This is a genomic window from Roseicyclus marinus, assembly GCF_036322625.1.
Classification (GTDB): Bacteria; Pseudomonadota; Alphaproteobacteria; order Rhodobacterales; family Rhodobacteraceae; genus Roseicyclus; species Roseicyclus marinus_A.
Genome location: NZ_AP027266.1, coordinates 933,617 through 946,433, shown reverse-complemented (window position 1 = coordinate 946,433; position 12,817 = coordinate 933,617). Strand labels below are relative to the sequence as shown.

Annotated in this window: 11 protein-coding genes; 5 read left to right on the top strand and 6 right to left on the bottom strand. The window is 66.8% G+C overall.

The genetic code is table 11. The features are described from left to right. The first annotated feature begins 36 nt into the window (after positions 1–36). The 3 genes from AABA51_RS04545 to AABA51_RS04535 all read left to right on the top strand — a co-directional run bounded on the left by AABA51_RS04545 (position 37) and on the right by AABA51_RS04535 (position 3,800). On the top strand, positions 37–1,149 hold the full coding sequence (locus AABA51_RS04545) for an extracellular solute-binding protein (RefSeq protein ID WP_338274827.1): 1,113 nt from the start codon (positions 37–39) through the stop codon (positions 1,147–1,149). 83 nt (positions 1,150–1,232) lie between these two features. Beyond that, complete coding sequence (locus tag AABA51_RS04540) at positions 1,233–2,936, top strand: ABC transporter permease (RefSeq protein WP_425328832.1); 1,704 nt, start codon at positions 1,233–1,235, stop codon at positions 2,934–2,936. Between the two features lie 6 nt (positions 2,937–2,942). Further along, a complete protein-coding gene (locus AABA51_RS04535) occupies positions 2,943–3,800 on the top strand; it encodes an ABC transporter permease (RefSeq protein WP_338274825.1) in 858 nt (285 codons plus the stop codon). Positions 3,801–3,826: 26 nt separating this feature from the next. Here AABA51_RS04535 and AABA51_RS04530 read toward each other — a convergent pair whose 3' ends face one another. From AABA51_RS04530 to AABA51_RS04505, 6 genes are all read right to left on the bottom strand, one after another. After that, positions 3,827–4,654, bottom strand: coding sequence for a RibD family protein (locus AABA51_RS04530; RefSeq protein WP_338274823.1), 828 nt, complete (start codon positions 4,652–4,654; stop codon positions 3,827–3,829). Then, positions 4,641–5,429 carry a class I SAM-dependent methyltransferase gene (locus tag AABA51_RS04525; RefSeq protein ID WP_338274821.1) on the bottom strand — a complete coding sequence of 263 codons (789 nt, stop codon included), beginning with the start codon at positions 5,427–5,429 and terminating at the stop codon, positions 4,641–4,643. The genes AABA51_RS04530 and AABA51_RS04525 overlap by 14 nt, the downstream gene beginning before the upstream one ends. A gap of 3 nt (positions 5,430–5,432) precedes the next feature. Further along, positions 5,433–5,828: a 6-pyruvoyl trahydropterin synthase family protein gene (locus AABA51_RS04520; RefSeq protein ID WP_338274819.1), complete on the bottom strand. Its 396-nt coding sequence runs from the start codon at positions 5,826–5,828 to the stop codon at positions 5,433–5,435. Positions 5,829–5,837: 9 nt separating this feature from the next. Further along, the gene (locus AABA51_RS04515) at positions 5,838–6,806 is read right to left on the bottom strand and encodes a zinc-dependent alcohol dehydrogenase (RefSeq protein WP_338274818.1); all 969 of its coding nucleotides are present in this window, start codon (positions 6,804–6,806) and stop codon (positions 5,838–5,840) included. After that, a complete protein-coding gene (ribA, locus tag AABA51_RS04510) occupies positions 6,803–7,864 on the bottom strand; it encodes a GTP cyclohydrolase II (protein WP_338274816.1) in 1,062 nt (353 codons plus the stop codon). Before ribA ends, AABA51_RS04515 begins: the two co-directional genes overlap by 4 nt. Before the next feature lie 318 nt (positions 7,865–8,182). Continuing rightward, entirely contained in the window at positions 8,183–9,262 is a 1,080-nt protein-coding gene (locus tag AABA51_RS04505) for a glycosyltransferase family 4 protein (RefSeq protein WP_338274814.1), read from the bottom strand. Between the two features lie 296 nt (positions 9,263–9,558). Between AABA51_RS04505 and AABA51_RS04500 the strand changes: the two genes are divergently transcribed. Together AABA51_RS04500 and AABA51_RS04495 are read left to right on the top strand one after the other, a co-directional pair. Further along, entirely contained in the window at positions 9,559–11,520 is a 1,962-nt protein-coding gene (locus AABA51_RS04500; protein WP_338274813.1) for a nucleoside-diphosphate sugar epimerase/dehydratase, read from the top strand. Beyond that, positions 11,517–12,734, top strand: coding sequence for a hybrid nucleoside-diphosphate sugar epimerase/sugar transferase (locus AABA51_RS04495; RefSeq protein ID WP_338274811.1), 1,218 nt, complete (start codon positions 11,517–11,519; stop codon positions 12,732–12,734). Before AABA51_RS04500 ends, AABA51_RS04495 begins: the two co-directional genes overlap by 4 nt. The last annotated feature ends 83 nt before the right edge of the window (positions 12,735–12,817 follow it).

Here is a 12,817-nt window from a genome sequence, read left to right as displayed (position 1 = left end):
ACAAACCCGAAGTCCAACCAAGGAGAGTGAGACAAGATGACCTTGAAATCCCTTTTGAAAACCGGGGCCGCCGCGATGTTGCTGGCCCCTGCCGCGAACGCGCAGGAGATGGCTGATACAGTCACCTTCGTCAGCTGGGGCGGGGCCTACCAGGCCAGCCAGATCAACGCCTATACCGACCCCTACCAGGCGGCGAACCCCGACGTGACCATCGTCTGGGACGAAAGCAGCCCCGAGGCCGTGGCGCGGATGCGCGCGATGTTCGAGGCCAACAACGTCACCTGGGACCTGGTCGACGTGGTGGCCGCCGATGCCATCCGGCTGTGCGACGAAGGCCTGGCGATGGAGGTCGACCACGACGAGATCCTGGCGCCCGCGCCCGATGGCACATCCGCATCGGAGGATTTCGGCGATCTGATCGTATCGGACTGCTTCATCCCGCAGATCGTCTATTCGACGACCAATGGCTATCGCACCGACGTGGCCGCGTGGGAGGGACGCACCCCCGACAGCGTCTGCGCGCTGTTCGACACCGAGAATTTCCCCGGCACGCGCACGCTGGAACGTCGCCCGATCAACAACCTCGAATGGGCGCTTCTGTGTGACGGTGTCGCGCAGGAAGACATCTACGACGTGCTGGAAACCGAGGAAGGCATCGACCGCGCCTTTGCCATGCTCGACCGGATCAAGGAGGACACGCTGTGGTGGACCTCGGCCGCCGAAGCGATCCAGTTCATGGCCGATGGCGAAGCGGTGATGGGCTCGTCCTACAACGGGCGCCTGTTCTCGGCCATCGTGGAGCAGGACCAACCGATCGAGATGCTGTGGGATGCACAGGTCTTTGACCTCGACGGTTGGGTGATCCCCGAGGGTCTGCCGGAGGATCGTCTGAACCGCGTGCTCGATTTCCTCTATTTCGGGACCGACACGCAGCGTCTGGCGGATCAGGCGGCCTATATCTCCTATGGTCCGGCGCGTGAATCCTCTGCCCCGCTGGTCGGCACGCATGCCGAGCTGGGCGTGGAGATGGCCCCGCACATGCCCACGAACCCCGCCAATTCCGAGCGCGTGATCGTGTTCAACTACCTGTGGTGGGCCGATTACCGCGACGATCTGGACGCGCGGTTCCAGGCATGGCTGGCGCAGTAAACGCGCCCTTTGCGTGACACATGCCGGGGCGGCGCGACCGCCCCGGCATCCCCTTTTCCGCTGCTGCCCGAGGACATAGCCCCATGAGCGACGCCACCGCAGGCAACCTGAGCCAGGCCGCCGCCGAGGCCCGCCGCGATGACGCGGCCCAGACCGGCCCGATGCTGGCCGCCGACGGAAGGCCGCTGAAACAGAGCCTGAACCGGGCGCTGAGGGCACAAAAGCTCCGGGCGCTGGCGCTGATCGCGCCCCTGCTGATCTTTCTGCTGGTGACCTTCGTCGCGCCGATCCTCGACATGCTGTTCCGGTCGGTCGAGAACCAGATCGTGTCCGAAACCCTGCCGCGCACGGTGATCGCGCTGGAGGATTGGGACGCGCAGGATCTGCCTTCCGAGGATACCTATGCCGCGCTCGCCTATGACCTGCATGCAGCGGTCGAGCGGCGCATCCACACGCGACTTGGGTCGCGCCTGAATTACGAGGAAACGGGGCTGAGTTCGATCTTTCGTCGTTCGGGCCGGGGCATCGACGATATCGGCGAAGGCTATGCCGAGCAGTTCATCGCCCTGGACCCTGCCTGGGAAGAGCCCGCGACCTGGATCTCGCTGATGGCCGATCCCGACTGGATCGAGGAGCAGGCCGCATGGGCCGCGACCGAGACGGAGATGCGCGAACCGGCGTTCCGGCTGGCTGCGGGCATCGACGACATGCTGCCCGAGACGGCGGATGCCTACCGATCATTCGCCCTGACCTTGCAGGCGGAAGCGCGCAACCCCGACAGCCCGACGACCGAAGAGCCGTGGAACACGGTCTTTCTGGCGCTTTACCGCGATCTGAGCGCAGGTGCCGAAGTCGGTGCCACCGATGGACCCGAGATCGCCCGTGCCGAGGTGATGCGGCTGCAGGAGGCCGCCGCAGCCGTATCGGGCTTCACGCCCGTCGACCTGCGCGCACGATTTGCCGATATCGACGATGGCTGGGCCGAAATGCCGATCTGGAGCACGATCCAGACCTTTTCCGACCCCTATACGGCCGGCTATTTTCTTGCCGCCGTCGACCTGCAACTGACGCCGGGCGGGATCGAGCAGGTCGAGGACAACCAGCGGATCTACATGCTCCTGTTTCAGCGCACCATGGTGCTGTCGCTGACGATCATGGGGCTGTGCGTGATCCTGGGCTATCCGATCGCCTACCTGCTGTCGAACCTGCCCCTGCGCACGTCGAACATGCTGCTCATCCTTGTCCTCTTGCCGTTCTGGACCTCGCTTCTGGTGCGCACGAGCGCGTGGAAGGTGCTGTTGCAGCAAGAGGGCGTGATCAACGACCTGCTCGTATGGGTGGGCCTGGTCGCCGATGACGCGCGGCTGGCGATGATCAACAATCAGGTCGGCACGGTCGTGGCCATGACCCATATCCTTTTGCCCTTCATGATCCTGCCGCTCTATTCGGTGATGAAGACGATCCCGCCCAGCTACATGCGGGCCGCGAAATCGCTGGGGGCGACGAACTGGACCGCGTTCCGGCGCGTCTACTTTCCGCAATCGGTGCCGGGGATCGGGGCGGGCTGCATCCTCGTCTTCATCCTGTCGATCGGCTATTACATCACGCCCGAGATCGTGGGCGGCCGCACCGGCATCTTCATCTCGAACCGGATCGCCTTTCACATCTCCGACAGCCTGAACTGGGGTCTGGCCGCAGCGCTTGGGTCGATCCTGTTGGCCTTGGTGCTGGTTCTTTACTGGCTCTACGACCGGATCGTGGGCATCGACAACGTCAAGCTGGGGTAAGCCAAGATGGAAACCAAACTGCCACCCTATGCCACGACCGGCGAACGCCTGTGGTTCTACGGGTTCCGCGTGATCTGCGGGCTGATCTTCTTTTTCCTGATGGCCCCGATCCTTGTCGTGATCCCCCTCAGCTTCAATGCCGAGAATTTCTTTACCTTCACGCCCGGCATGCTGGCGCTCGACCCCGAGGCCTATAGCCTGCGCCATTACCGCGATTTCCTGACCAATCCCGATTGGCAGCAGGCGTTGCGCAATTCGCTGACTATCGCGCCGGTGGCGACACTTTTGTCGGTCAGTCTTGGCACCTTGGCCGCCATCGGCCTGTCGCAAAGCCATGTGCCCTTCAAGGGGGCGATCATGGCCATCCTGATCTCGCCGATGATCGTGCCGCTGATCATCTCGGCGGCGGGGATGTATTTCTTTTACTCCCGCGTCGGGTTGCAGGGGACCTATTGGGGCGTGGTGCTGGCCCATGCCGCGCTTGGCATTCCCTTTGTCATCATCACGGTGACCGCAACGCTGGTGGGGTTCGACCGGTCGCTGACGCGGGCGGCGGCGAGCCTCGGGGCGAACCCGGTCACGACCTTTTTCCGGGTGCAGATGCCGCTGATCCTTCCGGGCGTGATCTCGGGTGGGCTTTTCGCCTTCATCACGTCTTTCGACGAGGTGGTGGTGGTGATCTTCGTGGGCTCGGCCCAGCAGCAGACGCTGCCGTGGCAGATGTTCACCGGCCTGCGCGAACAGATCAGCCCGACGATCCTTGCCGTGGCGACGATCCTTGTCGTCGTGTCCATCGGCCTGTTGAGCGTGGTCGAGATGTTGCGCCGCCGGTCGGAACGGCTGCGGGGCATGTCGCCCGGTTGAGGCGCGCGCGAAAGTCTGACGCGCGGTCAGGCCCGCGACAGCCGTTCCGATTGCAGATGCAGCGGTTCGGTGGCGCTCATCGCCTCGGGCGTGAGGCCGCAATCGAAAACGACATCCGAGCCCAGTGAAAAGACCCGCATGTCGGGGCGGATCGCCTCGGCCAGCCGCGCCGTGGGGCTGGGAAGCGTCAGACCCTGCGGGCCGCCCCCGATCAGAAGCGGCGCGATGGCGACCTGCAGCCGGGTCAGAAGCCCCGCCTCGAGAAACCGCGCGATGGTGATCGAGCCGCCCTCGACCAGAAGCGACGTGAATCCCTCGGCATGCAGCGCAACAAGGATTTCGGCAGGGTCAAGCTGCCCGTCGCGGGGCCGGAGCCGGATCACGGTGACGCCTGCGGGACGGGGCTTTTCCACCGCCTGAACCACGATGCGCCGCGCCCCGTCATCGGTGAGCACCGGCGCATCATCGGGCAAGCGGCCCTGCGGATCGATGACGATGCGGGCGGGGTTCTGGCCGGGGCAGAGCCGCACGGTCAGGCGCGGCGTATCATGAAGCGCTGTGCGCACACCGATCACAACCCCGTCGACCAGCGCGCGGATGCGGTGCAGATGCGCAAGCCCATCGGGCCCCGACACGTCGCGCGCATCGCCCGTGACGGTGGCCACGCGCCCGTCGAGCGATTGGCCGATCTGCGCCACGGTGACAGGCCCCAGATCGCGGCGGGCAAGCGGGCCGTACAGCGCAAGCGCCGCGCGTTCGCCCGCGCTCCACCGCCCGCAGCAGGCGCAGGCAAGCCCCTGGCGCACGGCCAAGAGGCGCTCCCAGACGCGGGGGGTCACGTCAATGCTGCACATGGGCAATCTCCGGTGGCGGGACGGGCGGCAGGGCGAGAATGTCGAGATGCCCGATCATGCAGCGCGACAGGGCGGCGGTCTCGCGCCGCGCCCGGCCCCAATCGGCGGCATCGCCAAGGCCCGTTTCAGCGGCAGCCGCCGCGATGCCGTCGCACAGATCACGCTGAAGGGCGGCCATCTCGGGGCCAAGCAGCCAGGGGCTGTCGGCCAGCGTGACGGTGAAGCCCGCCGCCTCGAAGGCGCGGGCGGCGTGATCGGCGGCATCCGGACCCAAAGCGGGGCCAAGCCCCTTGTCCCCCGTCTGGTGACGGTTGAAGGCCGCCGTGATCGCGGCATCGCGCGGATCTTTCGGGGTCCAGTCCATCCGCCCATCATAGCTCAGGGCCGCGTAAAACGGCACCCCGAGCCGCGCGACCAGCCCCGCCACCCAATCGGCCGAGACCAGATCGAGCAGGGCAGAGGCCGTGACAAGCGTGGCACCGGCTAGCGGCAGAGCCTCGAGATCGGCCAGATCGGCGATCACGGTCTCCGCCCCCTCGCCCGCTGCCGCAGCCGCGATGGACAAGAGCGCCGGGTCATTGTCGACAAAGCGCCAGCGCGCGCCCGGGGGCAAAAGCGGCGAAAGCGCCCGCCATGTCGCCCCGGTGCCAGCGCCCAGATCGACGATCAGAGGCGCAGGTCCCGCCGCCCGCGCCGCCCGCCGGGCCAGCACAGCATCGCGCGCCGCCCGGTCGGCGGGGTCGCGCAGCGCAAGCCATTCGGCGGAAAAGCCCATGGATCAGATCTCCGCCTCGTACCAGGCGCGGGCGACATGGCTTTCGTGCAGCGTGATGCGCAGCTTGCGCACCCGCCCGCCATCGCCGAGCTTTCCGGCGCGCACGCGCTCGGCCATGGCGGCAAAGATATGGCCGCAGAGGAATTCGGTGGTGGTGAATTTCCCCGCGAATTCCGGCACCTCGTCGAGGTTCTTGTAGCGCAGGGGGGCAAGCGTCTCGGCCAGCGCCTCGGTCGCGAGGCCGATGTCGACCACCAGCCCGTGATCATCGATATCCTGCGTGAAGAAGGCCGCATCGACCGTGAAGGTCGCGCCGTGCAGCCCCTGGGCGGGGCCGAAAACGGGCGAGGGAAGGGAATGGCCGATCATGATGTGATCGCGGACTTCGACGGCAAACATGGTCTCTCCTCAAAGGGCGTCTTGGGGGGCATCGTAGCGGATGCGGTGGCACAAGGTGGCAGGGTCCGACAGGATCGCACCATAGCGCGCGGGCAGATCGGCAAAGGCGGTTTCGCCCGAGATCAGCACATCAAGCGCGGGATCGGTCAAAAGCTCCAGCGCCTTGGCAAGGCGGCGGGCATGGGTCCAGCGGGGCGCGCGCGCAGGCGGGATCTGACCCACCTGCGAGCCGACAATCCGCAGGCGGCGGCTGTGAAACGCCCCGCCAAGGGGCACTTGCGTGGTCCCCGCCCCGTACCAGCTGCCCTCCAGCACCACGGCTTCGGGCCCTGCGCTGGCGATGGCGGTGGCAAGACCCGCGGCACTGGCCGAGAGGTGAAAGACCACGTCGCAATCCCCTGGCACGGTGTCCGGCGCGGCAAAGCCGCAGCCCAATGGCGCGGCCAGCGCGGCGCGGTCATGATTGGTATCGACCAACGTCACCTCGGCCCCCGGCAGGCGGGCGGCAAGATAGGCGGTCAGGGCCCCCAGAACGCCCGCACCGATCACGGCAATCCGGTCCCCTGCCCCCGCGCCGCTGTCCCACAAAAGCGTCAGCGCGGTTTCCATGTTGGCGGCCAGAACGGCGCGGCCGGGCGGCAGATCCTCGGGCAGGAGTGTCAGCGCCGATTGCGGCAGGCGAAAGCGCGCCTGGTGGGGATGGAGCGCAAAGACCGCGCGCCCGGCCAGCGCGCCCTCGGCCACGCGGCCCACGGCGCAATAGCCGTATTTGACCGGAAAGGGGAAATCCCCCTCCATCGCGGGGCCGCGCATCCGGTCCGTTTCGCTGTCCGGCACCCGGCCCTCGAACACCAGACGCTCGGTGCCCCGGCTGATGCCGGTGTAAAGCATGTCGACGGTCACGCCCTCGCCCAGCGCGCCGGGGCGCAGTTCGGCCCGACCCGGACCGACACACCAAAGGGCAGGCGCATGGGTCACAACAGATGCCCCGATTTCGCGGCCTTGGTGGCAAGGTAATGGGCGTTCTGCGCGGTTTTGCCCACGCGCAGCGGCACGCGGTCCACCACCGTGACGCCCAGCGCCGACAGGCTGGCCATCTTGGCAGGATTGTTCGTCATCAGGCGCACCCGGTCGATGCCCATCCGGCCCAGGATCTGCGCCCCGATGCGGAAATCTCGCTGGTCATCCTCGAACCCCAGCCAATGATTGGCCTCGACCGTGTCGAGACCCGCATCCTGCAGCGCATAAGCGCGCATTTTGTTGGCCAGTCCGATCCCCCGCCCCTCCTGGTTGAGATAGATCAGCACGCCGCCCCCCGCCTCGGCCATCGCGGCCATGGCGGCGCGCAATTGCGGCCCGCAATCGCATTTCAGGCTGCCCAGCACATCGCCCGTGAAACAGGCGGAATGGAGCCGCACAAGGACCGGGCCCGACAGGTCGGGCGTGCCCACCTCGATGGCGTAATGATCCGGCCCACCGGCATCGGGGCGAAAGACATGTACATGCCCGGAGGAGGAGACATCCATCGGCAGCTGGGCCGAGCTGACGCAGGTCTGGCTGCGCGCCTCCTCGAGCGCCGGCAGGACACGCGCAAGCGGCATGGTGGAAAGACCAAGATCGGCAATGACGGCCTCGGTCTCGACCGAGAGGGGCACGGCAAGCGCGGCCGGAAGGACATGGATGGATTTGGCGATGTCGAGCATGGCCCGATGCAGCGCCGATCCGGTCTGAAGTATGGGCAATCCGCCCCCCAGGTCGCCGTCCTGCGGCCCGGATCGGCCCGCGACGGCGGCAACCCAGCCAAGATCCGCCCCCGGCGGCAGGCGGAACCGCAACGTGTCGCCCTGCCCCGGGGGCTGCGCGCCCAGCGCCACGGCGCGGCGCCGCGTCACGACCAGTTCGGGCGTGCCAAGATCCGTCATGGCGCTGTAACGCGCCTGTGTCAGGGATTCGACGAGCGCCACCAGAACCGCGGCCCCGTCATGGCGCAGGACAATCGGCAGGCCTACGGCAAGATCGCCCTGAAGCCTGCGCAACTGCTCGACACCTGCCGGCGCGAGCGAGGGTGCAGGCGGCTCCGGGGGTCGGTGCGGGACCGCAGCAGGGGCGGACCCGACCTTTGCGGCTGGGCTGGTCGGCATGGTGATCCTGTTTTTTCCGTCGAATTTGAAAATCTAGGGCGAATGCCGTTCCGGCAAGCCCGCGATGGCACGAGGAAATCGCCTGCAGACAGGGTTCGGAGTTCTGCACCTCGAGAAAGCCGCGCCGGGGCTTGTCTGGCGGGCCGAGAGCCCCTTGGCCAGCAGGATCACATTCTCGCGAGGGCGCGCAGGCGCCCCCGATCCCCCGAGGGTTCAACGCCGTGCCGCGACCGCCTTTTGCGCGCGGGCGGAGACGCGGTCGAATACCTCCCCCACCGAGCGCGCGGTCGCCGCCCAACCGGGCAGGGCCGCGCCCGCCGCCGTCGCAGCATCCGCCATCCGCCCGCGCGTGGCGTCATCCTCGAGAACCGTTGCAAGGGCCTGCGCAAAGGCGTCGGGATCATCGGGCGGAACCAAAAGCCCCGCCTGCGGGGCAACCGTATCGGGAACCGCCCCCGTCGCACATGTGACGATGGGCAGGCCGTGAACCATGGCCTCGTCAAAGACGATGCCGTAGCCCTCGTAGCGGGTCGCGAGCGCAAAAAGGCTTGCCTGACCATAGAGCCGCGCCAGCTCCTCCCCCGAGACGCGGCCGACCAGCCGGACTTTCGAGGAGAGGTCAAGGTCGGTCACCAACCGGGCCAAAAAAGCGGCATGTTCGGCATCGAGCGCCGATCCCACGATCACAGCCTGCCAGCGGAGGTCGCGCAGCTGCGCCAGCGCCCGGATCAGCACGTCATGCCCCTTGCGCGGCACCTGGATGCCGACCGACAGGATCAGGGGCGGATCGGCTTTCGCCACCCGCCCCATGGGGCGGTCGGTGCCCGGTCGGGCGATGGTGATGCGATCGGCCGTGACGCCATAATCCGACACGAGCAAGGCGGCGGTATGCGGGCTTGGCACAACGACATGGGCCGCGAGCGCGAGATTGTCGCGTTCGCTGCGGTAAAGCCGGTCGCGCATCGCGGGGGCAAGGCCGCTTTCATGGGCAAGCGGATGATGTACGAGCGCCACGATGGGTGCCGCCATGCCGGTCAGGACAGACAGCTCCATCGCCCCCATCGCCAGCCCGTCGATCATCACCGGGCAATCGGGCCCGAAGCGCGACAACCTGCGGGCCGCATCCGCCATATCCGCGGGCGTGGGATCGGGAAAGGAAGCCCCGAGACCGACATGGGCCACGTCACGGCCATCGGCGCGCAGTTCCGACAAGAGGCGGCGGTCGTAGATATACCCGCCCGTCAAGGTCGCGAGATCGCCGGGAATGGCAAATGCGGCTTTGGGGCGGGTCATCTGGAGCTCCGGGCAGGGTGGATCTGTTGCGCGTGTCAATGTGGGGCTGCCCGAGGGCAGGACAACCGCGCAAAGGTTGCGGTGAGGCCCCTTATCGCCTTGCTCCCCTTGGCCAAGTGCCGCGACGGCAGCGCCGCGACCGCGTTTCGCCTTGCGGTGCGGCGAAACTCCCGGCATTACCAAGCTATCCGACGCGCGAAAAATATCCTTTCGAGTCATCGTGTCGGTCTTTGCAAATCGGTCTCGGGACCTTGTGCCGGACATGACCGCTCGCTGACATCAGGGTGATCAATCCGATGCCGACACGCCAAACCCGACGATTGCGGAAACCCTCCGCGCAGCGCGGATTGGCGCGGCTTTTGTCCCTGTCGCGCCTGAACAAGCGGATCTTGCAGGTGGCGGCGGATTGCGTGCTGCTGGTGGGCAGCTTCATCCTCGCTATGGGATTGCGCTACGACAGTTTCTTTTTCCTGCCCGACCCACGCATCTGGATTGCCATTGGGATGACGCTTCCCGTCACCATCTTGCTGTTCGCGGTGACCGGATTCTATCGGGCCGTGATCCGCTATATCTCGTCGCGCGCCTTCGTCACCATCGCGCGCGGGATCGCCGTGTCGGCGGTCTTCTTGTTCGTCGTGTCGCAAGGGCTGTCGCTTGGGGTGCCGCGGTCGGTTCCGGGCATCTACGCCATGCTCGCGCTGATCTCGGTCGGGGGATTGCGGTTCTTGCTGCGCGAATTGTTCCGCCGCGAATTGCGGCAGGGTCTGACGCCCGTGCTGGTCTACGGGGCCGGCACCTCGGGACAACAACTTGTCGCCTCGCTTCTGCGCGGGAATGATTACCTGCCGCTCGCCATCGTCGATGACAACCCCGCCCTGCATGGCAACGAGGTGAACGGTCTGCGCGTGATCGGGCCGCAGGACATGCCCGGCCTGATCGAGAATTTCGGGGTGGAGCTTGCGCTTCTGGCCATGCCGCGTGCCCAAAGATCGCGGCGGCGCGAGATCATCGAGCAGCTCGCCGAATTCGGCGTCAGGGTCCGCACCGTCCCCAACATGGACGACATCATCACCGGTCGCGCCAGCACATCGGATATCGTCGACGTGTCGGCGGAGGATCTTCTGGGGCGCGACCCCGTGGCGCCTGTTCCCGACCTGATGTCGGCCAACATTCGCGGCAAGGTCGTGATGGTGACGGGTGCAGGCGGATCGATCGGCAGCGAATTGTGCCGACAGATCCTGCGAGAGGGCCCGAGCGACCTGATCCTGTTCGAGCATTCGGAACCCGCGCTCTACACGATCCAGATGGAGCTCTTGGCGCTGACCAAGGTCTTGCCGCGCCCCACGCGGCTTCATGCGGTTCTGGGATCCGTCCAATCCGCGCGGCGCCTGCGCGATACCATGGCGCAGCATAACGTCGGAACGGTGTTCCACGCCGCCGCCTACAAGCATGTGCCCCTGGTCGAGGACAACATCGCCGAGGGGATGCGCAACAACGTCTTCGGCACGAAAACAGTGCTGGAGGCCGCGATCGCCACGCAGGTCCAATCCTTCACGCTGATCTCGACGGACAAGGCCGTGCGCCCGACCAACATCATGGGGGCGTCCAAGCGCCTGGCGGAAATGGTCTGCCAAGCCTATGCCGAGACCGCCTCCGGCACCCGTATCTCCATGGTGCGCTTTGGCAACGTTCTTGGCTCGTCGGGATCGGTCATCCCGCTTTTCCGCAGCCAGATCGAGGCGGGCGGACCGATCACCGTGACCCATCCCGAGATCACGCGCTATTTCATGTCCATTCCCGAGGCGGCGCAGCTGGTGATCCAGTCGAGCGCCATGGCGCAGGGCGGCGATGTCTTCTTGCTCGACATGGGTCAACCGGTCCGCATTCTCGATCTGGCACAGCGCATGGCGTCGCTGTCGGGCCTGCGTCCGCGCCTTGAGGGGGACCCCGGGGGCGAGGGCGACATCACGATCAAGATCACGGGCCTGCGCCCGGGTGAGAAGCTATACGAGGAATTGCTGATCGGGGCCGATGCCCGCGCAACGGCGCATCCCAAGATCATGACCGCACAAGAAGGCTTCCTGCCGATGCCTGAGCTTGTGCCGCTTCTCGACGCCCTCGATCGCGCGACTGCCGACGAGGACCTGAAAACGGTGCAAAGCTTGCTGCGGCAAGCGGGGACAGGCTACGCGCCCGCCCCCGGCACGGACCCCGTTGCGGGGGATGCCGCATCCCTCGACCCGGCGGATGTCGCATGAAGATCGTGATCACCGGCGCGTCGGGTTTCGTCGGGCGGCACGTCGTGCCCCGTCTGCAAACCGCAGGGATCGATCCGGTCTTGATCGGCCGGGACCCGGAGAAGCTGGCACAGCTCTTTCCCGGCCTGTCCTGCTGCGCCCCGGATGCCATGGCACAGCATGCAACCGGGGCCGACCTCATGGTGCACCTTGCCGCCCGCAACAACGACCGGCCCGGCCCGCAGGCCGAATTCGACGCGGTGAATGTCGATCTGGCCCTGACGCAACTGCGCGCCGCGCAAGAGGCGGGGATCGCGCGCTTCGTCTATGTCTCCTCGATCGATGCGCTCGACGCGAGCAATCGCAGTCCCTATGCCGAAAGCAAGCGCCGGGGGGCAGAGGCGGTTCTTGCCGCGGCCGGGGATACCGAGGTGTCGATCCTCTACCTGCCCGCGGTGCAGGCCGACCGCTTCGCGGGCAAGCTCGCGGTGCTGAACAAGCTGCCACGCGTGTTGCGCGGCCCTGCCTTCCACACTCTGGCCGCGCTGCGGCCCACCGTCTCGGTCGACAAGATCGCGGCGCATCTGGTTTCGGGTGCCCCTGCGGGCGAGGACAATCGCCTGATCCTGACCGAGGCGCAGAGGGGCAACCGCGTCTATGGCGCGACCATGCGGCTTGTGGATTACGCCTTTGCGCTGACGATCCTTCTGGGGTTCTGGTGGGTGCTTCTGGCGGCATGGATCGCGGTCAGGCGTGATTCGCCCGGTCCCGGCCTGTTCGGGCAACCGCGTGTCGGGCGGCATGGCAAGGTCTTTACCTGCTGGAAATTCCGCACCATGCAGCTTGGCACCGCACAAGCCGGCACGCATGAGGTCTCGGCCGCCTCCGTCACCCGCGTCGGTGCCTTTCTCAGGCGCACCAAGATCGACGAACTGCCGCAGGTCTGGAACATCCTGCGCGGCGAGATCGCGTTGATCGGCCCCCGCCCCTGCCTGCCCGTCCAGACCGAACTGGTCGAGGAGCGGCGCAAGCGCGGCGTGCTCGACGTTCTGCCGGGCATCAGCGGCCTGGCCCAGGTCGAGGGGATCGACATGAGCGATCCTGTTCGCCTCGCGCGGCGCGATGCCGATTACGTGGCGCTGCGGGGTATCTTGCCCGATATCCGCCTGATCCTGCGCACCGCGCGGGGCGGCGGGCAGGGCGACCGGGTGCGCGGGCAGACAGGTTCCGCCTGACCCCTATGGCCGGGAGCGACGGGTTTTCCCTTGCCTCGCGGGACATCGGCATATCTTGCCCCCCAACGGCGCGCCCCATCGGG

What these genes read in the sequence shown, in the direction of transcription:
- AABA51_RS04495 (WP_338274811.1), top strand. Translation starts at nt 11,517, where the DNA reads ATGAAGATCGTGATCACCGGCGCGTCGGGTTTCGTCGGGCGGCACGTC.
- AABA51_RS04500 (WP_338274813.1), top strand. Translation starts at nt 9,559, where the DNA reads ATGCCGACACGCCAAACCCGACGATTGCGGAAACCCTCCGCGCAGCGC.
- AABA51_RS04505 (WP_338274814.1), bottom strand. Translation starts at nt 9,262, where the DNA reads ATGACCCGCCCCAAAGCCGCATTTGCCATTCCCGGCGATCTCGCGACC.
- AABA51_RS04525 (WP_338274821.1), bottom strand. Translation starts at nt 5,429, where the DNA reads ATGGGCTTTTCCGCCGAATGGCTTGCGCTGCGCGACCCCGCCGACCGG.
- AABA51_RS04540 (WP_425328832.1), top strand. Translation starts at nt 1,233, where the DNA reads ATGAGCGACGCCACCGCAGGCAACCTGAGCCAGGCCGCCGCCGAGGCC.
- AABA51_RS04545 (WP_338274827.1), top strand. Translation starts at nt 37, where the DNA reads ATGACCTTGAAATCCCTTTTGAAAACCGGGGCCGCCGCGATGTTGCTG.
- AABA51_RS04530 (WP_338274823.1), bottom strand. Translation starts at nt 4,654, where the DNA reads ATGTGCAGCATTGACGTGACCCCCCGCGTCTGGGAGCGCCTCTTGGCC.
- AABA51_RS04535 (WP_338274825.1), top strand. Translation starts at nt 2,943, where the DNA reads ATGGAAACCAAACTGCCACCCTATGCCACGACCGGCGAACGCCTGTGG.
- AABA51_RS04520 (WP_338274819.1), bottom strand. Translation starts at nt 5,828, where the DNA reads ATGTTTGCCGTCGAAGTCCGCGATCACATCATGATCGGCCATTCCCTT.